The following is a 24276-nucleotide window of genomic DNA, read 5'->3' on the forward strand; positions in this document are numbered from 1 at the left end:
ACGCTCAGCGCAGGACGCCCGCCGAGCCGCCGCCGTCGGCGCCCCAGACGTCCTCGTCCTCCTCCAGCCAGCTGTTCCGGGGGAGTTCCTCCTCCTCGCCGTAACCCGCGCCGGCACCGTGACCCGCGCCGGCCATCCCGCCACGCAGACCGGATCCCCGGGCACCCGCGCCGGCGCCCTTGCCGGCGGCCCCGCCGCGGCCGCCGCCGGCCATGCCGGGGCCCATCGCCGCGCCGCCCATGCCCGGCCGGCCACCGGCACCGAGCCGGCCGCCGCCGCGGCCCGCGCCGGCACCCGCCCCGGCCGCGCCGCCCATCATCGGCGGCAGGCCCGGCCTGACCGGCCGGCCCAACGCGCCACCGCCGGGAATCATGCCGCCGGCCACCCCTGCGCCGCCGCCGGCCCCCAGGCCCGTCGTACCGGGCAGGCCGCCACCGCCACCGCCGAAGCCGGTACCCACCCCGGGCAGGGTGCCGGTACCCGCGCCGGCCAGGCCGGTGCCGTAGTCCTCGTCCAGGCCGGTGCCGCCCGGGCTGTAACCAGTGCCGGTGCCCGGGGTCCAGCCACTGCCGGAGCCGTCGTACCCGCCGCCGGTGGAGAGGTCAGGGTGGGCGCCCGAGCCGAAGGAGGCGCCGCCGGAGCCGGTACCGGGCAGGCCACCGGTGCCCAGCGAGGGGCCACCGCCGAGGCCGCCCGTCGACGGCATGCCGCCGAGCCCGGGCACCTTTCCGGCACCTCCGGTGCCCGGAGCGCCACCCAGATCGGGCCGGGTCGTCGTCTCGCCGCCCCACGGCGAGGCGCCCGCGCCGCCGGGCGTCTCGCGCTCCCGGTCCCGGTAGTCGTCGCTGACCTGGTCGTACGCCTGGCGCGCCTTCTCGGTGTTGTCGTTGAAGAACTCGCCGACCCAGTCGTTGAACTGGCCGATCTTCTCCACCGGCCAGCTGCCCATGAAGTCGGCCCGGACGCTCGCCTCGAACAGCCCGGTGTCGAGGACCATGTCGCCGTTGCGGGCCGCCACCAGGTCACCGACGCAGCCCTGCGGGATCGGCATCGCGTGCTGCGCCCGCTCCAGATCGCTCGCGGCCGTCTGCAGCACGGTCACGATGCTCTGCTGACCGTGCCCCGGCTTCCGGGCCCCGTCCACGATCGCCTCGGCCTGCTTGGTGAGCCCCTCCATGTGCGTGCGGAACGCCTCGTACGCCGGGCCCTTCCAGCTCTCGCCGAGGCCCTTGACGTCGGCCTCCACCAGCCGCTTCACCTCGTCGATGTTGCCCAGCAGCGCCTGCCAGCCCAGCGCGGCGCCGGTGACGTCGCTCGGCCGGCCGGCGACGAGCACCTGCCGTGCCATGTCCTCCCAGCTCGGACCACCCATGTCAGTCCCCTTTCCCCGGTCAGACCGCGGGCCCGCCGGCCCCGAAGGCCCGCTGCATCTCCTGCGCCGACATCTTGTTGGCGCCCTCGGCGGTGTCGTACTTCCGCTTCACCTCACGCAGCGCGTCGGCGGCCTTGTAGAGGTCGGCGGAGAGCTTCTTCAGCCCCTCCGACGTCGTCTTGTGCAGCCCGTGATGCACGCCGGCCAGGTTCAGCGCCTTCGGGAACCCGCCGAGGGCGCCACCCGGGTCACGCAACGCCGCGTCACCGCCGAGCAGGTCCTTGATCTCCTCCATGTCGAACGCGAGTCGGCGGAGGTAGCCGGCCTGCTGCTCCAGGTTGTCGGCGGCCGCCTCCAGGCGGTCCGCCTCCCACTCGGTGACGTCCCGCTTGCCGGGCCCGCCCACCAGCGCGGAGGGCGCCGATCCCGCGCCCGCGCTCACGTCGTCACGGCGGACGCCGAACGCCGGCCCGTGCGCGGCCACCGTGGCGATGGGCCGCAGCGGGCTCCCCGCCGGCAGCATGTCGGCGGCGCCGGGCGGCACCCGCACCCAACCTTCCACCTGCGGTGGGCTGTTGCCGTCGTCGGTCATCTCTGTCCTCCCCGTTGGTCGTCGGCGGTGCGTCAGCGCTGCTGCGGAGCCACCCCCGGCTGGCCGAACCCGTCAGGCTGGCCGGGCGACGGCGTGGGCGGGTGGTGCGGAACCGGCTGGGCGAGCGGTCTCGGCTGGTACGGGTGCGGCTGCGGCGGCGCGCCGAACCCGGCGGGCGGTGGCCCGTACCCGGGCGGAGTCGGCGCTGCCGCGGGGCCGTACCCGGCGGGCGGCGGTCCGTGGCCGGGCGGGCCGGCCGGCGGGCCGTACCCGGGCGGGGGGACGGCCCCCGGCGGCGGAAAGCCCGGACCGCCCATCGGCGTGCCGGGACCCGACCCGGGGCCGAACGGCGGCGCCGCCCGGCGGCGGCTCCGGCGGCGGGCGACCAGCGCCAGCACGACCGCGCCGACCACCACGGCCAGGCAGAACACTCCCGCGATCACCGTGCCGGCCTTGTTCTTCACCTTGAACGCGACGGCGGGACGTCCGTCGTCCGCCTCCGGGGAGGCCGTCGCCCCACCCGGCTGCGCGCCCGCCGCGAGCAGCGGATTGGCGTCCACGGCGGGCACCTGGCGCTGCAAGGCGGCCAGCACGTCGACCGCGCCGAAGCCGAACTGTGGATCCCGGCCCGGCGCCCCCGCGTCCCGGGCCGTCCGGATCAGCCGGTTGATCACGTTGGCCGGATCCAGATCCGGGTAACGGGCCCGCACCAGCGCGACCACCCCGGCCATGATCGCGGTGGCCTGGCTGGTGCCCGAGCTGACCCCGTAGCCGTTCGAGGAGACCACCGTCGGCACCGGAGCGATGATGTCGTCGCCCGGCGCGGCGACCACCACCTCGGGACCGGGCACCGAAACGCGGGACAGGCCGCCCGACCGGTCCATCGCGTTGACCGCGATCACCCCGGGGGCGTTCGCCGGCGAGGAGACCGTCCGGCTGCCCTTCGTCCGGGCGCCGGTGGCCGCCACGAGCACCACGTTCTTGTCGAGGGCGTAGCGGACCGCCTCGACGACCCGGATGCTGGAGGTCTGCTCCAAGCCGATGGACATGCTGATCACGTCCGCGCCGGCGTCGGCGGCCCAGCGGATGTCCTCGGCGATTTCCCCGTCGCTACGGGCACTGCTCAGCGCGATCGGCAGGACCTTCGCCTCCGGCGCGATGCCGAGCTGGCGGTTCCGGTCGCCGCCCCGCCCGACGATGAGGCCCGCCATCGCCGTGCCGTGCCCCTCCTCGGCGTCCCGGTCGACCCAGCCGTCCGGGGAACCCACCGGGCCGGTGCCCGGCCGGCCGGCCAGTTGCCCGGCGAGCGCCGGGTGGTTCCCGTCGACGCCGCTGTCGATGACGGCGACGGTCACCCCGCGCCCCTTGGTGATCTGGTGCGCCTGCGGGATCCGCATCGCGTCGAGGTACCACTGCAGGCCGCGCACGGTGTCGGCGGCGCGCGCCGGGGTCGGTGCACCCACCACCCCGGACCCGACCACCGCGCCGGCCAGCAGCACGGCGACGGCGGATCTCAACACCGGTCGACGACGTTCGCCCGTACCCATGACACTCCCCGGACCTCGGTGGCTGGCAACGCAGTGCGGCTCCGGTCCGGTCGAACCGGACCGGAGCCGCGACGGCTGGATTATCTCAGCCCCACACCTTGGCGTTGCTCATCTCGGTGGAGACGTAGTTCTCACGCGCGACGCCGACGGCGCCGCCGATCTCGTTCAGGATCCGGTTGATGTCCCGAACGGCGGTGTCCCACTGCGCCTGGTGCTGCTCGTAGGCGGCCCGGTCCTGCCCGTCCCACTGGAGCTTCGACAGCATCGACCGCAGCGTGTCCAGCTTCTCGTCGATCGTCCGCGAGATGCCCTGCATCTGCTGGTTGGCGCTCTCGAGGACCGCGTAGTCAACCTTGATCGTCATGATTCCTCCCCTGCTCTTCTCAGTGGATCACGGGTTGAGAGCAGAGTGGAACTTGTCCAGCATCTGCTGCTGCTCTTCGTCGTTGACCTGGTGCGTCGTACCCGACTTGTCGAGCAGGTCGGCGATGCTGTCCATCGCCGTCAGCAGCTTGACCGTGTCCTCGTTCCAGCGCTGCATGAGCGACTGGAAGCCCGTGGACGCCTGACCCTTCCAGGCGATGGCCAGGTCGTCGACCACGTTCCACAGCTTCTTCAGCTCGCCGTCAACCTCGCTGCGCGTGGACCGCACGTCACTCGCGGCGGTATGCAGAGTCGCTGCTTCGACCTCGAACGCCATGCTTCACACCCTTCCGTCATGTTGTGGCGGCGCACCTGCCGCGCCCCTCCCCCGCGGCAAGGCCAACACCCCACCGACGGACACTCCGCATGAGACGGTAGCGGACCGCGTCAAGGCTCCGCAGCCCTGTGTGACCGGACGGCTTCGCGCCACAGTGGATGACCAGCGGATCAGCCGGTGTAGGAAGAGGCCATCCGCTGGGCGGTTCCGTCGTCCGGCGGGCCGAGCACGATCCACGAGCCGTCGGCGAAGAGCAGCGCGAGGCGCCCGATGGTGCCACCGGGCAGGGCGTCGACCCGGACCACCGACTCCCGGCCCACCTGCCAGGCCACCTCCAGTGGGGCGTCACGGTCCACCGGACCGGACCCCTGCCAGGCCGCGCGTACCTGGCGGGCCGCCGCCGACAGGCGGTCCCGGAGCCCGCCGCCGGACGGCTCGGTGACGGCCGGGCGACCACCCTGCCGGCGCAGCACCAGCATCCGGCGGTCCGTCAGCGCCAACACCTGGGCGACCGTGGGCTCCGGCAGCTGCTCGTCCAGCCCGACCCCAACCGAACCCGGTGGGCCGCCGAGCACCCCGTTACGGGCCGCCTGGTACCACTCGACCCCGGGCCCGGTGGACGCGGTGACCCCGGCGGCATCCCAGGCCAGCCCCTCCGCCACCCGCAGCGGGTTCAGCTCGGCACGGAACACCTCGCCGGCCGAACGCCGGCCCGGGACGCGGGTGAACCAGCACGCCTCCCGCAACGTCTCGCCCGGGGCCAACAGGACCCCCACCCGACCGAGCAGCTCCGCCCGACGCGCCGCCGGCTCGTCCATCGACCCTCCCCGAGTCACGGCACCCGGTCGGCTGCCGGGTCCGTCCAGGAGCTCACCGTACGCCGCCAGCGGCTGCCGTCACCGTCGTCGCCGCGCCGCCGGTCCTCGTACTCGTCGGCGGAGGAGTCGATGACCAGATCGCCGATCGACTCCAACCCCTCGCCGACGATCGACCCGTCCAGCGGGGTGGCGAGCTTGATGCCCATCTTGAGCCAGTGCTTCGGGCCGTACAGCTTGTTGATGGTCCAGGCGGCGATCTTGCCGACGGTGCCCATCGCCTTGAGGGCCTCCATCACCGCCTTGTACGCCTCCAGCGCCCGGTGCAGCTGCGCCATGATCCGGGTGGCCCGGCTCACCGCGACGCCGGTCTCGGCCGCCGAGGCGACGGCGGCGGCCGCCTCGGACGCCCCGGCGGTGATGATCGCCAGTGCCTGGGCGGCGAGCCAGGTGATCACCAGCCACTCAACCAGCTCCCGGATGATGGTCCGGATGATCTCCTCGCAGTCGCGCAGGTCCATCGCGGTGTCGCCGAGACTGTCCGCCGTCCGGGCCATCTCCCCGGCCGCCGCCTCCAGCCCCTCGACCAGCGCGGCGATCCGCCGGGCGTAGGCGTCGGCCGCCGGGCCGGTCCACTCCGGGCGGAGCGCGTCCAGGCCCTGCCGTTCCTGCTCGGCGAGCTGACGCAGCTGGGTGGCGGCGTTGCGCCAGGCGCCCGCGTGCGCGTCGAGCTGGTCGGGATCCCCGACGCAGAGCTCGAGCAGCTGCAGCAGCGGCCAGACGAACGGGTAGAGCAGCGCGTCCAGTCCGGTGTTGAGCGCCTCGGACGCCGGACTGGTCACCTGGTTCCAGGTGTCCCGGACCTGCTGGTAGCCCTTGGCGACGTCGACGGCGTTCGGCTGGGTCATGACCGCTCCCGGTACCGGCTCGCCAGGTGTTCGGCGTTGCCCGAGTCGGTGTACTCGTACGCCTCGGCGTTGGCGCGCAACCCGTCGGCCAGGTCGCGCAGGTGCTGGGCGAGCCCGTCCAGCGAGGCGACCTCGTCGGCCACCCAGCCGCGGTAGCCGGCGTCCATGCCGGCCATCTGCCCGATCACGCCGAAGAGGTTGCCCTGCACGGTGGCCGACTCGACGGTGCGGGCGGTGGACTCGGCGACCCCGGCCGCGGCCTCCTGACCGCCGGCCGCCGCGCGCAGCGCCTCCGGCTGGACGGTGAAACCGTCGCCGCTCACCGGGCCCGCCCTCCGGGCCGCAGCGCGGGTCGGCGCCGCCGCGCGCTCACCGGCGCCCGCCGAACTGTTCGTCCGCCGAGTCCAGCCGCTCCGCGGCCTCGCGGAACCGGCCCCGGTCCACCGCCCGGTCGACCATCGCCCGCACGTCCACCGCCCCGCCGGTGGCCGGGCCGATCAGCTCCTGGACCGCCTCGGCCTGCCGCCGGCCGGCCTCGGCCGCGGCCTCCCGCTGGGTCGCCACGATGCGCTCCGCCAGCTCCTCCGGCCCCAACCGCAACGCGGAAGTGCTCAGGGTGAGCCGGACCGGCATCCCGCCGGGCGCCACCACCGCGACGACGCCGTCCGGGGACTCCGCCTCGCCGTACAGCCGCTCCGGGTCGTCGCCGAGCTCGGCCAGCCCGGCGAACCGCTCCCGAGTGTCGGCCACCAGGCGCCCGAACCAGGCCCGGGTCTCGTCACTCACACTCACCGTCGCCCCCTGCTCCAGACCGTACGAGCGCCGAGCGTACCGATTCCGGTCCACCCTGGATGCCCCGTCACGACGGCTCGGCCCAGGCCGTCTGGATGAGCTGCTGGCCGTCCCGGCGGCGCACCAGCGTGCCCCGGCCCGGCGGCTGCGGGCTGGGCCGCAGGGTGCCGAAGACGGCACCCTCCTCCCGGCTGCCGGACATCAGCAGGCCCGGCGAGTCCAGCTCGCGCAGGCGTTGCAGCACCGGCTCGTAGAGGGCCCGGGCCACCCCGCCGATCCGACGCGTGACGATGAGGTGCAGGCCGATGTCCCGGGCCTGCGGCAGCAGCTCGTGCAGCGCGCTGAGCGGGTTGCCGCCGCCGGAGGCGACCAGGTCGTAGTCGTCGACCAGGATGTAGAGATCCGGCCCCTTCCACCAGCTGCGGTCGCGCAGCTGCGCGGTGGTGACGTCCGGGCCCGGCAGCCGGTTCTGCAGGGCGCTGCGGATCGAGCCGAGACCCTGGCTGAACGCCTGGTTGGACGGGGCGTAGTCGAGCAGGTGGTCGCCCTCGACCGCGCCGAGCAGGCCCCGCCGGTAGTCGGCGATCACGATCCGGGCCTCCGCCGGGGTGTACCGCTCGACGATGCCCCGGGCGATCACCCGCAGCACGTTGGTCTTGCCGCACTCGGCGTCGCCGAAGACCGTCAGGTGCGGCTCACTGGCCAGGTCCAGGTGCACCGGGGCGAGCGCCGCCTCGTTGACGCCGATCGGCAGGCCGGGCACCGACCGGTCGATCACCCGGACCAGCTCGGCCAGCGGCAGTCGGCGCGGCAGCAGCCGTACCTTCGGGGCCGGGCGGCCCGGCCAGGCGTCCGCGACGTGCCGGGCCAGCGCCACCGACGCCTCGGTCAGGTCGTCGATGTCGCGCTTGCCGTCGATCCGCGACACCGCGGTGAGGAAGTGCAGCTTGTCGCGGGTGAGGCCGCGCCCGGGAGCCCCGGTCGGCACATTTGCCGCCCCGCGCCGGTCGATCTCCGACTCGTTGGCGTCGCCCAGGCGCAGCTCCAGCTTGGTGCCGAGCAGGTCCCGCATGTTGATCCGGATCTCCGCCCAGCGCACCGCGGTCAGCACCACGTGCACGCCGAAACCCAGGCCCCGGTTGGCCAGGTTGGTGATGGTCTGCTCCAGCTCCTCGTACTCCTGGCGCAGGGTGTTCCAGCCGTCGACCACGAGGAAGACGTCACCGAACGGGTCGTCGGCGAACTCGCCGGCGGCCCGTCGCCGCCGGTACGCGGCCACCGAGTCGATGCCGTGCTGGGCGAAGCGGGTCTCCCGGTCGTCCAGGATCGCCGTCACCTCGGCCACCGTGCGGCGGACCGCCTCGGTGTCCCGGCGACCGGCCACCCCGCAGACGTGCGGCAGCCCCTCCAGGCTGCGCAGCGCGCCGCCGCCGAAGTCCAGGCAGAAGAACTGCGCCTCACGCGGGGTGTGGGTGAGCACGAGCGAGGCGATCATCGAGCGGAGCAGGGTGCTCTTGCCGCTCAGCGAGGCACCGACGATCACCACGTTGCCGCCCGCGCCGGCCAGCTCCACCATCATCGGGTCGCGGCGCTGCTCGTACGGGCGGTCGACCACGCCGACCGGCACGGTGAGCCGGCCCCGGCCGGGCCAGTTCGCGGTGGTCAGCCCGAAGGTCGGGTGCGCGGTCAGCGGGCCGAGCAGCTCGCCGAGGCTCGGCGGCTCGGCCAGCGGCGGCAGCCACACCTGGTGGGCCGGGGCGCCCCGGCCCCTGAGCCGGTCGATGAGCACGTCGAGCATCGCCACGGCCTTGCCGTCGGCCGGCTGCTCGGGCGTCTCCGCCTCGACCGGCTCCCGGGGCACCTGCACGGGCACGAAGTTCACCCCGTACGGCACGATCCGGCGCTGCACCAGCGCCCGCGAGGACCGCTCGCCCTGCCCCGGCGCCCGGTACGGCCCGGACACGTACGCCGCCCGGAACCGCAGCATGGTGCTGGTGTCGGTCTTCAGGTAGCCGTGGCCGGGCGCGTTCGGCAGCTCGTACGCGTCGGGCACGCCGAGCACGATCCGGCTCTCCACCGCCGAGAAGGTCCGCAGGCCGATCCGGTACGACAGGTGGGTGTCGAGTCCCCGCAGCTTCCCCTCCTCCAGGCGCTGACTCGCGAGCAGCAGGTGCACGCCGAGCGACCGGCCCAGCCGGCCGATCATCACGAAGAGGTCGATGAAGTCGGGCTTCGCGGCGAGCAGCTCGCTGAACTCGTCGCAGATGATCAGCAGGCTCGGCATCGGGGGGAGCGGTTCCCCGGCCGCCCGGGCCTTCTCGTAGTCGTACCGGGAGACGTAGTTGCCGGCCGCCCGGAGCACCTCCTGCCGCCGGGTCATCTCACCGGCGAGCGCGTCCCGCATCCGGTCGACCAGCGGCAACTCGTCGGCCAGGTTGGTGATCACCGCGCTGGTGTGCGGCAGCGCCTCCAGCGAGGCGAAGGTCGCGCCGCCCTTGAAGTCGACCAGGACGAAGTTGAGCTCCTCGGAGGAGTGGGTCACCGCCAGCGCGCCGACGATCGTGCGCAGCAGCTCGCTCTTGCCGGAACCGGTCGCGCCGATCACCAGGCCGTGCGGTCCCATGCCTTCGTGCGCGGACTCCTTGAAGTCCAGCTCCACCAGGTTGCCGTCGGGCCCGAGACCGAGCGGGATGCGCAGCCGGTCCCGGTGCCCGCGGGGCCGCCAGGTCTGCGCCACGTCGACCGTCGCCGCGTCGCCGACGCCGAGCAGGTCGGGCAGCTCGGTGCTGCGGGCCAGCGGCTCGTCCGAGGCGCTCTGCTGCTGGGAGAGCCGGTAGGGGGCGATCTGCCGGGCCAGCCCCTCGGCGGCCTCGGCGCTGAGCCGGTCCGGCCGGCCGAGCCGGGAGGTGGAGGTGCCGCGGACCAGCTCCAGCGTGCTGCCGTCCCCGGCGTCGAGGCAGAGCAGCCAGCGGCCGGCGTCCCGGGGCACCGTGCCGGAGAGGTCGACGACGGTCGCGCCGAGCAGGCCGGGCCCCATCAGCTGGCAGGTCGCTGAAACCTCGCCGCCGTCGACCAGCACCACCACGTGCGGGGCGGTGGTCAGCGGCTTGGCCTCCGGCGCGAAGCGGGGCCGCCCGGCCAGCTCGGCGGCGAGCGACTCCTCGGCCTCGGCCAGGCTGGCGAAGACCAGCCGCCGGGCGCCCGCCGCGTCGGTCCGCGCGGCGTGGTGGGCGTGCGGCAGCCACTTCACCCAGTCCCACGCCGCCTGCCGGTCCGGCGCGGCCACCACCGCGAGGATCAGGTCCTCCGGGGCGTGGAAGGTGACCAGCTGGGCCAGCGCGGCCCGGGCCAGGTCGAGCAGCGGCTCCCGCTCGCCGCGCAGCACGATCCGGCTGAACGCCCGCAGCGAGAGCGCGGTGGGCAGGTCCGGCACCGTGGAGTGGGCCCGGACGAAGCGGCGCAGCGCGATCGCGCTCATCGGCTCCAGGTCCTCCACCGGCTTGGTCTCCGGCGGGACGATCTCCACGGCGAGCCGCTGCGGACCGGTCGCGATCCGGGCCTCGCCGAAGTCGTCCTCGGTGATCCGCCGCTCCCACATCCGGCGGGACGCCGCGATCGACCAGAGCGCGTCCGGCTCCGGGTGCCGCCAGGCCATCGCGGCCCGCTGCTGCTCGGCGGCACGCCGGGTGCGCTTGCGCATCTGCGCCAGGTAGCGCATGTAGTCGCGGCGCTCGGCGTTCAGCTCCGCCTTGTCGTTCCCGCTGCCGCTGCTCATCGTTCCGATCGCCATGCCCAGCATGGACACACCGAAGAGACCACCGGCGATGTACGTCACCATGCCGCCGCCCTTGCCGGCGTACAGGAAGGCCATGGCGCCGACGCCGCAGAGCATCGGCAGCACCATCAGCAGCTGCCCCATGCTCCGGGGAGTCTGCTCGGGCAGCTCGGGCGGTGACTCCAGCAGCACCTCGCCGCGCGGCAGCGCGGGCCCCGGTTGACGCGGAAGCCGGCGGAACACCACCGTGCTCACGGCTGTCTCCTCCCCCAGAAGCGGCCCTGCTGCGGTCTGCGACCGACCGGAGTCGTCGGGTGGGCATCGTACGTGCCCGCCATCGTAGGTAATCTCCCGTGGGCGTCGTGGACCCCCGGGGGCGATGCCACCGGCCGAGGTGGATCGAGAGCACGAGGAGGCCACAATGGCGACGAAGACCGCGACCGGCGGGTTGAGCCGGATCACCATCGTGGCGCCGCGGACCCGGATGGATCTCGCGCTCCCCTCCGACGTGCCGCTGGCCGACCTGCTCCCCACCCTGCTCCGCTATGCCGGCGAGGACCTCGCCGACGAGGGCGTACGGCACGGCGGGTGGTCCCTCTCCCGGCTCGGCGGCGCGCCGCTGGACGGCGGCCGAACCGCGACGCAGCTCGGGGTCCGCGACGGTGAGGTCCTCTACTTCAACCCGCGCGCGGCGGCGGCCCCGGAGATCGTCTTCGACGACGTGGTGGACGCGGTGGCGACCGCCACCAACCAGCGCCAGGGCACCTGGCAGGTCGGCACCACCCGCTCCTTCGCGGTGCTGCTGGCGACGCTGACCCTGGCGGCCGGGGCGGCGGTGACGCTGTTCGCCGGGCCGCCGCAGCTGCCCGGCGCGCTCGCGGCCCTGCTGGTCGCGGTGCTGCTGGTGGTGACGGCGGCGGTGCTCTCCCGGGCGGCCGGCGACACCCGGACCGGCGTGGTGCTGGCCGTCGCCGGGATCGGGTACGCCGCGATCGGCGGCCTGCTGGTGCTCGCCGGCGACCGCGCCCTGGACGGGCTGGCCGGCCCGCACGTCCTGCTGGCCGGGACCGCGGTGCTGCTGGCCGGCGCGGTCGCCGCGCTGGCGGTCGGCGACCGGATGCCGCTCTTCTTCGGCGCCGTGGCGATCGGCGCCGCCGTCGCGGGCGCGGCGCTGCTCAACCTGCTCTTCGGCCTGACCGCGGCGGGAGCCGCCGCCGTGGTCGCCGCGGTCGCCTTCGCGACGCTGCCGATACTGCCGATGACCGCCTACCGGCTGGCCCGGCTGCCCGTGCCGTCCATCCCCACCGGCCCGGACGACCTGAAGACCGACACCGAGAACGTCGACGGGCGACGGGTGCTGCGGCTCTCCGAGCGGGCCGACCAGTTCCTCACCGGTCTGCTGTGGACGGTGTCGCTGCTGGTGCTCGGCAGCCAGGCCGTGCTGGCCACCGACGGACGGCTGCCGGCGGTGCTGCTCTGCCTGGTGCTGGCGCTGCTGTCGCTGCTGCGGGCCCGGCCGTTCATCGGGCGGTCCCAGCGCGTCCCGGTGCTGGTCGCCGGCACCGCCGGGCTGGCGTGCACGGCGGCGGCCACCTTCGGCGACGCGGGGCTGCCGGTACGGCTCGGGCTGGTCCTCGGCGGCCTGCTGCTGACCGCGGTGGTCAGCCTGGTCCACGGGCTGACCGTGGCCGGCAGGCGGATCTCGCCGGTCTGGGGCCGGCTCCTCGACATCGTGGAGATCCTGCTGATCGTGGCGCTGGTGCCGCTGGCCGTCTGGGTGTGCGGCCTCTACGGCTGGATCGTCAACCTCCGACCCTGATCGTCCCCGCCGCGGTGGCCACCGGCGTGGTGGCGTATACGCCCGGGCCGTGCTGGCCGTCGAGCGGGCGGGCCGGCATGCCGCAGCGGCCGGCCACGTTCCGGACGGCCGAGACGAGGGCCTCGACGTGGTCGTCCATCGCCGCCACCCGCAGCAGCGGCGGCACCGACCGGCCGCCCCGCGTCACCACCGCGGCGACCGTGTGCGACGGGGCCGAGGTGGCGGTCACCGCATCCACCAGCGCGCCGAGCGGCGCCCCGGGCCGGCGGCGCAGGGTCAGGCAGCGCTGGGCCCAGCCGCCGCCGCGCAGGCCGGTCCAGCTCTCCGCAGGGGGCTCCGGGGCCAGGTCGAGACCGGCCGCGGCGACCACCGCGGCGCGCAGCTCGTCCCGACCCAGCACCCGGTGGTGCAGGCCGGCCGCGGTGAGCGCCTTGCCGAGCCGGCCGACGCCGGCGGCCATCGCCCGGTGCACGCCGGGCATCCCGCCGCCCCGGGTCACCGCCTCGGTGCGGGCGTCCGGCACCGACAGCCGCAGCGCCACCCAGACCGTACGGTGGGCGGCCGGCGGCGCGCCCGGCGCCGGGTACCAGACCAGGGTGTGCGAGACGACCTGGGTGAGGGTGACCGGGCCGGCGAAGTCCGCCAGCACCGCCAGCGCCCGGTCCATCACGGCCGCCTCGACCGAGCCGACCGGCGCGCCCACCGGGCCGGTCAGCGCCAGCGCGGCGAACCAGCCCCGGCCGTCCTGGCCGATGCCGAGCCGGGTGCCCCGCTCGGTCAGCTCGGTGATGCTCAGCTCGGGGGTGAGCGCGGCCAGCCGGGCGTCCACCACGGCACCCGTCGCCACCGCCGCCCGGGCGTGCTCGCGTCGCGTCCGCAGCCGGCGGCGCAGCAGCAGGTCCTCGTACCACCAGCGGCCGCCGCGCCGGACGAAGGTGGCCAGCGCGACGGGGACGGCCACCGCGGCCACCACCCCGACCAGCCAGCTCGGCCCGGCCGTCGCCGCCCAGACGGCGAGCGCGCAGAGCTCGACCACGACGAGCTGGCCGACGGCCACCGGGCCGATCCGGCCCCGACCGCGCTCCGGGACCGGCGACACCGGGCGGTCGGCGGGGACGGTGGGCGTACGACCGGGTGGCGCCTGGAGCTGCGTCATCGGTGGGCGTCCCTTCTGGACATCGCGGGCGTCCGGTCGCGGTGGCGCGACCGGAGTACGGGCGGGGGTCCCGGTGACCCGCCGACGGCCCCTTATCGTAGGGAAGCCCGCGACGGAGTTCGGACCTGATCGTCGCGGACCAACCCCGCCGGAGGTCAACCATGCGGACCCGCCGCGATCAGGTGCAGGCGTACCGCTTCGTCACCCGCCGCATCGTCTCGGCGCTGCTCTCCGGCGACCCGGAGACCACCAACCTGCCAATGCGCCGGCTCGGCATGGCGGTGGCGGGCAGCGTGGTCGCCGCCGCCGTGGTGCTCGGTGGTGCCGGGGCCTACGGCCAGCTGACCGGGAACACCGCTCCGCTGGAGGAGAACAGCCTGGTCATCGAGCGGGAGACCGGTGCGACCTACGTCTTCGCCGCCGGGGTGCTGCACCCGACGCTCAACTACGCCTCCGCCCGGCTGATCGTCAACGAGCCGGACCCGGAGGTCCGCACGGTGTCGCAGGCGTCGATCAAGGACCGCCCCCGGGGCCGTACGGTCGGCATCGTCGGCGCCCCTGACGCCCTGCCCGACCGCACCGCCCTGGTCGGCCTCCCCTGGTCGGTCTGCGACGTGCCGGACCCGGCGGACTCGCGCCGCTCCGGCGCCAAGGTGCTGGTCGGCCGGGCGCTCACCGGTGGCGCCCCGCTGACCGGTCGGGCGGTGCTGGTCGAGTCCGGCTCGCAGCGCTACCTGCTCACCGGCGGTTCGCGGCTGCAGGTGGTCGGCGGCGAACGGGCGCTGGCGGCGTTGAAGATGGCCGCCGCGGACACCCTGGAGGTGGGCCAGCAGTTGCTCAACGCGGTGCCGGCCGGGCCGGCCCTGCGGGAGCCGGCGATCCCGGGCGACGACGCGTTGAGCGGCCGTCCGGTGGCCGGCCGGCCGGCCCGGATCGGCCAGGTGTTCCGGGCCGCCGGCGAGCACTACGTGCTCACCCGGGACGGCCTGGTCTCGATCGGCGAGGTCACCGCGCTGCTCCTGGTCAGCGACGGGGGTCAGATAACCGACATCACCCCGGACCAGGCCGGCGAACTGCTGACCGATCAGCGGCTGGAGGCCGAGGGCGCGCTGCAGTCCCTGCCCGCGCTGTACCCGGTCCGTCCCGGCCGGACGGTGGTCTGCGCGACCTACCGGGCGGGCGCGGCGGGCGGGCCCCCGACCACCACGCTGGAGGCCTTCGACCAGGTGCCGGCCGAGCTGGCGGACGCCGGGAACCCGGTCCGGCAAGGCCCGCGCGACGCGGTCCGCACCGCGCAGGAGGTGGTGCTGCCGGGCGGCAAGGGCGTGCTGGTCCAGGCCGCTCCCGGAGCCGGCGAGGGTACCGAGCCGGCGGCCGGCGCCACGGTCTACCTGATCAGCTCGCAGGGCGTGCGCCACCCGCTGGGCCGGCGCGGCGGGGACGCGGTCGCCGCGCTCGGGTACGCCGGGGTGGCGCCGCTGGTCGTACCGGCGTCGCTGCTCTCGCTGATCCCGACCGGGCCGGCGCTGGACCGCCAGGACGCGCTGGACCACTTCGCCCCGGACGACCGGCGCGAGGACGAGCGGCCCAGCCCTTCGGGTACGCCCGACGCCGTGCCTGCCCAGGGGGGCTGACCGGGCCGGTGGCCGTCGCACGGGGTCGCCCGGGATGGCGCGGGTCGACTAACCTGGGCCTGGCCCTTGGATCGACTATGGACAACGGGGATGCTGCCATGACCGGGCGCACGACAGTGGACGTACTGTCCTTGGAGGACTTCCACCAGCGGTTGGCGGATCGACTGACCCAGGCCGAGACGGCGCTGCGGAAGCTGAACAGCGAGATGCAGTGCCGGCCGCCCGCGCTCGGCTCCTTCGCCGACGCCACCGGCAACGCCCGCCGCTACAGCGACGTCCAGGCCGACTACGCGGAGCGGGTCGCGCAGCTGCGCCGCGCGGTCGCGGCGGCCCGGGCCGCGACCCACACGGTCATGACGAACTACCGCACCACCGAGGCGCGCAACGCGGCGAACGCCGCCGACATCGAGACCGCCCTCAACGGGGTCGACAAGGTGCTCGAGGAGCGGGAGGACGGGCGTGTCTGAATACACCCAGCGTTACCAGCACGTCAGCCACAAGGAGCTCTACGACGCCGTTCGGGCGGGCGACCCGGGTCAGATCGACGGCCTCGCCAGCCAGTGGAGTTCCCTCAAGGACACCCTGAGCGGCCTGGCGCGCGACCTCGACGGTGACCTCGACCGGCTGGCCGGCAGCTGGACGGGCGACGCGGCGCACGAGTTCCAGGAGCGGCTGTCGCTCGTGTCGCGCTTTTCGGCCGAGCTCGCCGACGGGATGTCCGACGTCGGGCAGGCGCTGACCATGATGGCCGGCCAGCTGCGCGTCGCCCAGCAGCAGGCGGAGAGCCCGGAGGAGACCGACGACCACGACAAGATGCTCGGCAACGCCGCCAAGGGCGCGGTGTTCGGCGTGGGTGGCATGGTGGTCGGCGGGCTGATCGGCCACGAGCAGGACAAGGCCGAGCAGGAGAAGGCCCACCAGCGGATGGTGCTGCTGGTGGCGGAGCTCTCCGCCGGCTACGACGTCTCGGCGTACGGGCGGGTGGTGGAAGCCCCGCCGCCGGACGGCCGGCTGCCGGGCGGCACCCGGCCGAGCGACTCGACGCCGAGGTCCGGTCCGGTGTCCAGCACCCCGGCCGCCGCCCCGACCACCGGTGTCGCGGGCCCGCGCGGCGACGCCACCGTGGCCACCCCGACCGGCCCGGCGCACGGCCCGACGACCGGATCGGGCAGCACCGACCCGGGCGACACCTCGGGCACCGGCCCGGGCGGCGTGGGTGCCGGCCCGGGCAGCGCCGGCGTCGACGACCTGGCCGGCGGCACCTCGCTGGCCGGCGCGGACCCGCTGGTCGGCGGGGCGGTGCTGGGCGGCGGTGCGCTCGGCGCGGTCGGCCTGGCCGGCTCGGGCGGCACTCCGTCGAGCACCTTCGGCGCCCTGGGCGGGTTGCCCGCCGGCGGCGTGGTGGGCGGGGCCGGTTCGCTGGCCTCCTCCGGCCGGGCGGCGACCCTGCCGGGGCGTACCGGCGTCGGGCCGACCGGCGCGGAGAACCGGTCGGCGACCGGCACGGGCCGGCTGACCTCCGGGCAGTCGGGCGGCGCGAACGGCGGTGGCCGCTCCGGCGGGGCTGCCAACCGGGCCGCCACGGCCGGCGGCGCCAGCCGCAACGGCGTGCTGGGTGGCCGCGGCCAGCAGGGTGACGACGAGTCCGACGAGCGGCTCACCTGGCTGACCGAGGACGAGATGGTCTGGCAGGACGCCGACTCGGTCGCGCCGCCGGTGCTCGGCGGCGACCGCTAGGCGAGGGGTTCGTCCGCTGAGGACGGAGTGGCCCGGGTCACCTCCCGGCACGCCGTCGCACCGCTGCGCGCGGTGACCGGAGGCATTAGGTTGGGTGAATGCTGCCCGTAGCGACGATCCGCCCCGCCTGGGTGGCGACGCTGCGCGTGATGCGTGATCTCGCCCGGCTGGCGATGACCGCCCTGGTGCTCGCCGTCGGCCTCGGCGCCGCGGTCGCCGGCCCGAGCGGTCCGGCCGCCGCCGCGTCCGCCCCGCTCCGGCCCAGCGTGGTGGCCTCCCGGGTGGCCGAGCTGCCGGCCACCACCCCGCCGGCCGACGTGCGGGTCGACGACAGCTCCGCCGGGCCGCTCCCGGCCCGACCGGCCGCCACCTCCGCCCACCCGGCCCCGCCGGCGACGACGGTGCGGACGCCGGCGACGGACCCGCTCCGGGACGCCACCGGCCGGCGCGGTCCGCCCCGGCACTGAGCCCGCGCGGCACCCGTCCGGGTGCCGGGCCCGACGCGCCTTCCCGGCCGCGGGTCCGTTCCCACGGGTACGACCGCCGGCTCCCGCCGTCCCCGCTCGTCCCTCCACATCGTTCCCACCGTGAGGTGCTGGTGATGCAGACCGTCTTCTCCGCCGTCCTGCCCGACGTCCCCGCCGCCGCCCTGATCTGGCTGATCCTGCTCGCCGTCGCGGCCGTCGCCGTCGCGGGCCTGTTCGTCCGCCCCGACGTGTTCCGGCTCGCCCTCGCCGGCCGGTTCCGCCAGGCGGCCCTCCCCACTCACCTGGAGCTGGCCGACGAGCAGCGCGAACGCGCCCGGTACGCCGAGGAGGTGGCGGTGGCGGCCGAGCGGGCCGCGGCCACGGCGGAGCGCCGCCGGACGGCCTGGCTCGCCGTCCAGGAGGAGGTCGAGGCGGCCTGGCGGGAGTACGAGACCGCCGAGGCGGACGTCCGCCGGCTCTCCGCCGCCGCGGCGATGCCGCTGCCCCAGACGGTCCGCACCCCGGCCGAGTACGCCGACCGGGAGCGATACCTGCACCGGGCGGCCCTGGACGCGTACTGGCGCAAGGAGCTCTCCGTCGAGCAGCTCAGCGATGTCTTCGGTCACCGCGGCGGCTGGGACCCGCGGCGGCACCCGGTGGAGCAGGAACTGCTGCTGCGCCGGGCGACGCGGGACAACCTGGCCGCCCGGCACCGCACGGCGGTGGAGCGGGAGCGGGCGGCGTGGCGGGACGCGGACCTCGCCGCCGCGGCGGCGCGGAGCCTGCGGGAGGAGGCGTTCGCCGCGCTGGACCGCCGGCCGGAGGAGGCACAGTCGGTGGTGCCGATGCCGGAGACCCGGCACCCGGTGGTGGAGCCGGCCCGGGAGGCGCCGACCGTGGCGCACGGCCGGGCGGCGGTCGCCGCGTACTGATCGCGAGGCCGCAGCGGCCGGGTGACCGGCGCGCGAGCCCGGCGGTGCGGGCGCGGTTCGGTTAGCGTGACGGCATGTCCCGACAGACGTGGGTCCTCGTGGTGGTCGGCGGCATCCTGGCGCTCGCCGCGCTGGTCGGCGCGATCGTGCTGGCGGTCCGGGTGGTACGCACCCGGCGGCTGCTGGGGGCGCTCGGTGTGGGCGGCAAGGTGGCCTTCTACGGCGCGCTGATCTACACGATCTCCCCCGTCGATCTGCTCCCCGACCCGATCTACCTGGACGACCTCGGGGTGCTCGCCGGGGCGCTGATCTACCTGACCCGGCTGGTCAACCAGCGCCGGGCGGCGACCCGGTCGTTGCCCGGCCGGCCGGGTACTCCCCCTGATCAGGAACGGGTACGCCGCACCGTGCCATGATCGGGGCGGACCGGGACGACGCCGGCCACGAGACGGGGGAGCGGACATGGCCGGCGATCACCGCCTGGACCCGTGGGACGAGCGGGTGCTCACCTTCTGCCGGGAGCGGCACCTCGCGACGCTGACCACCCTGCGCGCCGACGGCACCCCGCACGTGGTCCCGGTCGGGGTCACCTTCGACCCGGACGCCGGACTGGCCCGGGTGATCACCTCGGCCACGTCGGCGAAGGCCCGGCACGTCGCCGCGGCCGGTCCCGCCGGCACCCCGGTGGCGGTCTGCCACGTCGACGGCCGGTGTTGGCTCACGATCGAGGGTCGGGCGGTGCTCCGGTCCGATCCGGCGTCGGTGGCCGAGGCCGAGCGCCGGTACGCCGAGCGCTACCGGCAGCCCCGCCCCAATCCGGAGCGCGTGGTCATCGAGATCGGGGTGACCCGCCTGCTCGGCAGCCTGCCCCCGGCGTCCGGTTCCTGACCCTTCCGGGTTCGAGCGGGAGCGGACGTCTCATCCCGCCGGGCCGCCTTTCGGACGCTACGAACTTGATGTCGTCAGAGAATCGGATGTCCGTTTCGGGCGGCGAGGCGTGACCACCATCCGCGATTCGTTCGCGTCATCAAGTTTGTAGGCCCGAGTCCGGCCCGGGCCTGCCGGCCACACTGGGCGGGGGCGTGCACGGATGTCCGGTTCGTGATGACCGGCGTCAGCCGCCCGGCGGAATCGCGACCCGCCGCCGGTCGTTACACCCTCCGTACGACCGAGCAGGACGAGCGCAGCGGCTGGAATGGCCGGCCGCCCGCGGTCGTTACCTAGCCGGTGGGCGAGCGGGCCGAGCGCCCGGGCCACCGATCCCCGATCCGAGCGCCCCTCCCGGTGCTTGCGTCCGCGTCCCCGACGCGCGACGTCAACCCCCGAACGGAGCTTCGACCATGAACACGATCTTCCGGAACAGCATGCTCTCCGTCGCCGGCCTGATCATGACCGGTGGCGCCATCGCCGGCCCGGCCGTGGCGGCGCACGCCGCGCCGGCTGGCAAGCCGGCCGCCTCGGTGGTGGCCGACAAGCCGGACAAGGGCAAGGCCGACAAGAGCAAGGGCGGCAAGGCCGAGCGGCGCGCCGGCTACGAGTACCAGGCGCAGCCGAACTTCTACTACTGCGGCCCGGCGTCCACCCGGATCGCCCTGTCGGCCGAGGGCAAGACGATCAGTCAGGACGAGCTGGCGAAGAAGCTCGGCACGACCGAGAACGGCACCGACTCGGCCATCGACATCACCCGGGTGCTCAACGAGTACACCGGCGGCAAGTACAAGACCACCGAGATCAGCTCGGACACCGCCTCGAAGGAGCAGGTTGAGCGGCTGCGGGCGGACATCAAGGCCTCGGTGGACGCCGGTGACCCGGTCGTCGCCAACATCCTCGGCGGCGCGCTGGACGTCGACGGCATCGAGCACAACTACCCGGGCCACTACCTGACGGTGGTGGAGTACAAGGACGACGGCAACACGGTGAAGATCGCCGACCCGGCGGCGCCGGACATCCAGGAGTACTGGATGGACGTCACCGAGCTGGCCAACTGGATCGCGGGCCGCGGTTACAGCTCCTGATCCCGCACGCCTGAAGATCGAGGGCCGGTCTCCCCACCCGGGGAGACCGGCCCTCGCGTCGTCCTAGCGCCGGCCGACCTCGTCGATCAGGCCGGCGAGCAGCGCGACCCGGGGCACCACCGAGTCCAGGTCCAGCCACTCGGTCGGGCTGTGATCGTCGCCGCCGACCGGGCCGAGCCCGTCGAGCACCGTCGCCCCGGCCTCGGCGAGCAGGTTCGCGTCAGCGCAGCCACCGGTGGCGGTGTGCGACACCGGCACCCCGAGACCCGCCCCGACCTTGGCGGCCAGCTCGGTCAGCCAGCGCTCCTCCGCGCCGGGCTCCCAGGGCGGGGTGGGCGCGTGCACGGCCAGCTCGGCGCGTACCCCGGCGACGGTCGGCTCGTCGACCAGCCGGCGGATCTCGGCGAGCGCCGCGGCGTACTCTCCGGTTCGCCAGGCCCGCAGGTCGACCAGCATTCGGGCCCGATCGGCCACCACGTTGGGCCGGCCGCCGGACTCCAGCACCCCGACGTTGACCGTGACCCCCGGCCAGCGGCCGTTGAGCGCGTCCAGCGCGACGGTCAGCCGCGCGGCGGCGAGCAGCGCGTTCGCCCCACGTTCCGGCTCGATGCCGGCGTGCGCGGCCCGGCCGCGCAGCACGATCTCCAGGTCGGCCACGCCCTTGCGGGCCGACACCAGATCACCGTTGTCGCGGGCGCATTCCAGGCAGAGCGCCACGTCCGCCTCCGCGCCGAGGGTACGCAGCAGCGGGCGGCTGCCCGGCGAGCCGATCTCCTCGTCCGGGGTGCAGACCAGCACCAGCTCGCCGTACTCCTCCCGGCCCAGCGCGTCGAGCACCTCGACGGCGGCGAGCCCGGCGAGCAGGCCGCCCTTGTCGTCGCTGACCCCCGGCCCGTACGCCCGGCCGTCGTGCACCCGGAACGGCCGGGTGGCCGCGGTGCCGGCCGGGAAGACCGTGTCGAGGTGAGCGGCGAGCAGGACGCGCCGCTCGCCCCGGCCGCGCCTGCGGGCGACCAGCACGTCGCCGAGCGGGGCGCCGGACGGGTCTGCCACCGGTTCCCGCTCGACCGACAGCCCGGCGGCGAGGCACCAGGTCTGCACCAGGTCGGCGGCCTCGCGCAGGCCGTCCACCTGCCCGGAGCCGGAGTCGACGCCGACCAGCCGGGCCAACCGCTCGTGGTACGCCCCGAGCCGGTCACCGGCCGCCGTGAGCAGAGGATCCATCAGAGCACCTTGTCCAGGAACGCGCGGGTGCGTTCGTGACGGGGATTGCCGAGCACCTCGGCCGGGGTGCCGGCCTCGACCACCACGCCGCCGTCGAGGAAGGCGACGCTGTCGGCGACCTCGCGGGCGAAGCCCATCTCGTGGGTCACCACCACCATGGTCATCCCGTCCGCGGCCAGCCCCTTCATCACGTCCAGCACGTCGCCGACGAGTTCCGGATCGAGCGCCGAGGTGGGCTCGTCGAAGAGCATCAGCTTCGGGTGCATGGCCAGTGCCCGGGCGATTGCCACCCGCTGCTGCTGGCCGCCGGAGAGCTGGCCCGGGTAGTTGCCCGCCTTCTCGGCCAGGCCGACCCGTTCCAGCAGCCGCAGCGCCTCGGCGCGGGCCTTCTCGCGCGGGGTGCCGAGCACCCGCACGGGCGCCTCGACGACGTTGCCGAGCGCGGTGAGGTGAGGGAAGAGGTTGAACCGCTGGAACACCATGCCGATGTCCCGGCGCCGGCGGGCCACCTCGCGCGCCTTGAGCTCGTACAGCCTGTCGCCCTGCCGGCGGTAGCCGACCAGGTCGCCGTCCACCCAGAGTTGACCGCCGTCGATCCGCTCCAGGTGGTTGATGCAGCGCAGGAAGGTGGACTTGCCGGAGCCGGACGGGCCGAGCAGGCAGGTCACCTCACCGGGGGCGACGGTCAGGTCGATGCCCTTGAGCACCTCGACCGGTCCGAACCGCTTGGTCACGCCGTCGGCGCGCACCATCGGCCTGGTCGCGGTCGCCACCGGACCGGTCTGCGTCTCGTCGGTCACGGTCATCGGACACCTACCCGGGAGAAGCCGCGGCCGAACCGCCGCTCGATCAGCCACTGGCCCGCCGAGAGCAGGCTGACCAGGGCGAGGTACCAGATGGCGGCCACCACCAGCAGCGGGATGACCTTGTAGTTGTTCTGGTAGACGGTCTGCACGGCGGTCATCAGGTCCCGCCCGGCGATCACGGAGACCAGCGCGGTCGACTTCAGCATGGTGATGGTCTCGTTGCCCATCGGCGGGATGATCACTCGCATCGCCTGCGGCAGCACCACCCGGCGCAGGGTCAGCGTCGGGCTCATGCCCAGCGCGGCGGCGGCCTCGGTCTGCCCCTCGTCGACGGCGAGGATGCCGCCCCGGATGACCTCGGCGGCGTACGCCATCTCGTTGAGCGACAGGGCCAGCACGGCGGCCACCGTCCCGGTCACCACCACGCTGGTGGGCTTGTCGAACAGGATGGTGCCGGTGAACGGCACGGTCAGGCTGATCCGGGGGAAGAGCGCCCCGAGGAAGCCGAAGAAGATGATCTGGACCAGCAGCGGGGTGCCCCGGAAGACCCAGATGAACGCCCAGGAGACGCCGCGCAGCACGGGGTTCTCCGACAACCGCATCACGGCGAGCAGTACGCCGCCGACGGTGCCGAGCACCATCGCCAGCAGGGTGAGCCAGAGCGTGGTGACCACGCCGTCGAGGACGTAGTCCTTGAACAGGTAGGTGGCGATGGTGCCGGGTTCCAGGTTGGGGCTGTCGAACAGCGCCCGGAGGAACAGGGCGGTCAGGCCGACCACGAGCAGCGCGGTCGCCCAGCGTCCGTAGTGGCGTACGGGCACCACCCGTACGGTCTCGGTGTCGCTCGTCATGTGCGGTGCCTCCTGCGGCGGAAGGGTGCGGCGGTCGCCGGACGCCCCCGGGCCCGCCCTCACGGAATCGAGGACGCCCGGCGACCGCGGTCCTAGGGAGTGGTGGTCCGCCGGGTCAGTCGATGGCCTGGTCGATGGTGGCCTGCTTGACGGCGATCGGCTCCTGCTTCCACTGCGCGAGGATCTTGCCGTAGGTGCCGTCGTCGATCAGGGACTGCACGGCCGCCTGGTACGCCTGCGCCAGCTCCTTGTTGGCCTTCAGGAAGCCGAAGCCGTTGGGGCTGGCCAGCCAGCCGTTCGGGGCGGACTTGTCATCGACCAGCTCAGCCTTGCCGGCGAGCGAGCTGGCGGTGTCGACCAGGTTCACCTTGGTCGCGGCGACCACCTCGACGTTGCCGGCGAGCATGGCCTGCACCGCCTGCGGGTTCTCCGGGTACTCCTTGACGTCGATGGCCTTGCCGGCGCAGCTGTCCTTGGAGTACGTGGTCAGGTTCTTCGCCTGGTTGCTGGCCTTCTGCACGGCGACCTTGCGCCCGCAGAGGTCGGCCACGGTCTGCACGCCCAGCGGGTTGCCGGTCCTGACCAGGAAGCCGGTGCCGGAGGCGGAGTAGTCGACGAAGGTGGCGACCTGCTGGCGCTCCTTCTTGTCGGTGATGCCGCCGGCGATGGCGTCGTACTTGCCGGCCTGCAGGCCGGGGACGAGGCCGTCGAAGGGCTGCTGGCTGAAGGTGGCCTTCAGGCCGAGCCGGGCCGAGGCGGCCTGGAACAGGTCGTAGTCGAGGCCCTTGAACTCGTCGTTCTTGCCCTCGACCTTGAAGTCGATGAACGGCTGGTAGGGGGCGTTGGTGGCGACGGTCAGGGTGCCGCGGCCGCGCACGTCGGTCGGGACCTTCTTGGCCAGCGCGGTGTCGGTGTTGACCGCGCCGACCCCGTCGATGGTGACCGAGACCTGCTTGACGTCGTCGCCGGAGCCGGCGGCGTCGGTGGTGCCGCCACAGGCGGCGGTGGCGGCGAGAAGGGCCGTGGTCGCGCCGACCAGGGCCAACTGACGGATGCGCATGAGGTGTCCTTCCGGGGGCCAGAACGAACCAGCCCCCGGACTGTAACGCACGTTACGATTTCGGTGGGGTTACA

The 24276-nt window shown here is 74.6% G+C and carries 24 protein-coding genes; 9 read left to right on the top strand and 15 right to left on the bottom strand.

The annotated features are described in order from the left end of the window. Positions 1 to 4: 4 nt before the first annotated feature. The 10 genes from AC5RWQ_RS09110 to eccCa form a co-directional block, all read right to left on the bottom strand. Positions 5 to 1372, bottom strand: a complete 1368-nt coding sequence (locus tag AC5RWQ_RS09110; RefSeq protein ID WP_494282280.1) for a WXG100 family type VII secretion target — start codon at positions 1370 to 1372, stop codon at positions 5 to 7. Positions 1373 to 1391: 19 nt separating this feature from the next. Further along, positions 1392 to 1964 (bottom strand): hypothetical protein, encoded by a 573-nt coding sequence (locus tag AC5RWQ_RS09115; RefSeq protein ID WP_494282281.1) that lies wholly within the window; start codon positions 1962 to 1964, stop codon positions 1392 to 1394. 32 nt (positions 1965 to 1996) lie between these two features. Continuing rightward, positions 1997 to 3484: a S8 family serine peptidase gene (locus AC5RWQ_RS09120; protein ID WP_494282282.1), complete on the bottom strand. Its 1488-nt coding sequence runs from the start codon at positions 3482 to 3484 to the stop codon at positions 1997 to 1999. Positions 3485 to 3596: 112 nt separating this feature from the next. Further along, positions 3597 to 3875 (bottom strand): WXG100 family type VII secretion target, encoded by a 279-nt coding sequence (locus tag AC5RWQ_RS09125; protein ID WP_334491923.1) that lies wholly within the window; start codon positions 3873 to 3875, stop codon positions 3597 to 3599. Between the two features lie 27 nt (positions 3876 to 3902). Next, positions 3903 to 4211 carry a WXG100 family type VII secretion target gene (locus AC5RWQ_RS09130; protein WP_334491922.1) on the bottom strand — a complete coding sequence of 103 codons (309 nt, stop codon included), beginning with the start codon at positions 4209 to 4211 and terminating at the stop codon, positions 3903 to 3905. Between the two features lie 170 nt (positions 4212 to 4381). Then, positions 4382 to 5029, bottom strand: a complete 648-nt coding sequence (locus AC5RWQ_RS09135; RefSeq protein WP_494282283.1) for a hypothetical protein — start codon at positions 5027 to 5029, stop codon at positions 4382 to 4384. A 14-nt stretch (positions 5030 to 5043) separates the two neighbouring features. Beyond that, positions 5044 to 5934 carry a WXG100 family type VII secretion target gene (locus AC5RWQ_RS09140; RefSeq protein WP_494282284.1) on the bottom strand — a complete coding sequence of 297 codons (891 nt, stop codon included), beginning with the start codon at positions 5932 to 5934 and terminating at the stop codon, positions 5044 to 5046. After that, on the bottom strand, positions 5931 to 6257 hold the full coding sequence (locus tag AC5RWQ_RS09145) for a type VII secretion target (RefSeq protein ID WP_494282285.1): 327 nt from the start codon (positions 6255 to 6257) through the stop codon (positions 5931 to 5933). The genes AC5RWQ_RS09140 and AC5RWQ_RS09145 overlap by 4 nt, the downstream gene beginning before the upstream one ends. 46 nt (positions 6258 to 6303) lie before the next feature. After that, positions 6304 to 6726 (bottom strand): YbaB/EbfC family nucleoid-associated protein, encoded by a 423-nt coding sequence (locus tag AC5RWQ_RS09150; RefSeq protein WP_494282286.1) that lies wholly within the window; start codon positions 6724 to 6726, stop codon positions 6304 to 6306. Positions 6727 to 6793: 67 nt separating this feature from the next. Further along, positions 6794 to 10756, bottom strand: coding sequence for a type VII secretion protein EccCa (gene eccCa, locus AC5RWQ_RS09155; protein WP_494282287.1), 3963 nt, complete (start codon positions 10754 to 10756; stop codon positions 6794 to 6796). A 166-nt stretch (positions 10757 to 10922) separates the two neighbouring features. Here eccCa and eccD point away from each other — a divergent pair, with 166 nt between their 5' ends. Further along, complete coding sequence (gene eccD / locus AC5RWQ_RS09160) at positions 10923 to 12320, top strand: type VII secretion integral membrane protein EccD (protein WP_494282288.1); 1398 nt, start codon at positions 10923 to 10925, stop codon at positions 12318 to 12320. Here the strand turns inward: eccD and AC5RWQ_RS09165 are convergent. Continuing rightward, positions 12304 to 13476, bottom strand: a complete 1173-nt coding sequence (locus AC5RWQ_RS09165; protein ID WP_494282289.1) for a type VII secretion protein EccE — start codon at positions 13474 to 13476, stop codon at positions 12304 to 12306. The genes eccD and AC5RWQ_RS09165 overlap by 17 nt on opposite strands. A gap of 161 nt (positions 13477 to 13637) precedes the next feature. On the opposite strand from AC5RWQ_RS09165, the gene eccB reads away from it, so the two are divergent. From eccB to AC5RWQ_RS09205, 8 genes are all read left to right on the top strand, one after another. Continuing rightward, a complete protein-coding gene (gene eccB, locus AC5RWQ_RS09170; protein ID WP_494282290.1) occupies positions 13638 to 15110 on the top strand; it encodes a type VII secretion protein EccB in 1473 nt (490 codons plus the stop codon). A gap of 98 nt (positions 15111 to 15208) precedes the next feature. Beyond that, on the top strand, positions 15209 to 15577 hold the full coding sequence (locus AC5RWQ_RS09175) for a DUF2563 family protein (protein ID WP_494282291.1): 369 nt from the start codon (positions 15209 to 15211) through the stop codon (positions 15575 to 15577). After that, positions 15570 to 16847, top strand: a complete 1278-nt coding sequence (locus tag AC5RWQ_RS09180) for a WXG100 family type VII secretion target (protein ID WP_494282292.1) — start codon at positions 15570 to 15572, stop codon at positions 16845 to 16847. Before AC5RWQ_RS09175 ends, AC5RWQ_RS09180 begins: the two co-directional genes overlap by 8 nt. A gap of 98 nt (positions 16848 to 16945) precedes the next feature. Next, positions 16946 to 17314 (top strand): hypothetical protein, encoded by a 369-nt coding sequence (locus AC5RWQ_RS09185; RefSeq protein ID WP_494282293.1) that lies wholly within the window; start codon positions 16946 to 16948, stop codon positions 17312 to 17314. A 134-nt stretch (positions 17315 to 17448) separates the two neighbouring features. Beyond that, complete coding sequence (locus AC5RWQ_RS09190) at positions 17449 to 18246, top strand: hypothetical protein (RefSeq protein ID WP_494282294.1); 798 nt, start codon at positions 17449 to 17451, stop codon at positions 18244 to 18246. A gap of 74 nt (positions 18247 to 18320) precedes the next feature. Then, positions 18321 to 18662 (top strand): YkvA family protein, encoded by a 342-nt coding sequence (locus AC5RWQ_RS09195; protein WP_494282295.1) that lies wholly within the window; start codon positions 18321 to 18323, stop codon positions 18660 to 18662. Positions 18663 to 18708: 46 nt separating this feature from the next. After that, the gene (locus AC5RWQ_RS09200) at positions 18709 to 19134 is read left to right on the top strand and encodes a pyridoxamine 5'-phosphate oxidase family protein (protein ID WP_494282296.1); all 426 of its coding nucleotides are present in this window, start codon (positions 18709 to 18711) and stop codon (positions 19132 to 19134) included. A 452-nt stretch (positions 19135 to 19586) separates the two neighbouring features. Then, positions 19587 to 20261 (top strand): C39 family peptidase, encoded by a 675-nt coding sequence (locus AC5RWQ_RS09205; protein WP_494282297.1) that lies wholly within the window; start codon positions 19587 to 19589, stop codon positions 20259 to 20261. Between the two features lie 63 nt (positions 20262 to 20324). On the opposite strand, the gene AC5RWQ_RS09210 is transcribed toward AC5RWQ_RS09205, so the two are convergent. The 4 genes from AC5RWQ_RS09210 to AC5RWQ_RS09225 all read right to left on the bottom strand — a co-directional run bounded on the left by AC5RWQ_RS09210 (position 20325) and on the right by AC5RWQ_RS09225 (position 24202). Further along, positions 20325 to 21485, bottom strand: coding sequence for a M20/M25/M40 family metallo-hydrolase (locus AC5RWQ_RS09210; protein ID WP_494282298.1), 1161 nt, complete (start codon positions 21483 to 21485; stop codon positions 20325 to 20327). Beyond that, positions 21485 to 22291: an amino acid ABC transporter ATP-binding protein gene (locus AC5RWQ_RS09215; protein ID WP_494282299.1), complete on the bottom strand. Its 807-nt coding sequence runs from the start codon at positions 22289 to 22291 to the stop codon at positions 21485 to 21487. Before AC5RWQ_RS09215 ends, AC5RWQ_RS09210 begins: the two co-directional genes overlap by 1 nt. Then, positions 22288 to 23142, bottom strand: coding sequence for an amino acid ABC transporter permease (locus AC5RWQ_RS09220; RefSeq protein ID WP_494282300.1), 855 nt, complete (start codon positions 23140 to 23142; stop codon positions 22288 to 22290). Before AC5RWQ_RS09220 ends, AC5RWQ_RS09215 begins: the two co-directional genes overlap by 4 nt. A gap of 115 nt (positions 23143 to 23257) precedes the next feature. Further along, positions 23258 to 24202, bottom strand: coding sequence for a transporter substrate-binding domain-containing protein (locus AC5RWQ_RS09225; RefSeq protein WP_494282301.1), 945 nt, complete (start codon positions 24200 to 24202; stop codon positions 23258 to 23260). Positions 24203 to 24276 lie beyond the last annotated feature (74 nt).

Source organism: Micromonospora sp. BS32, from assembly GCF_059089345.1.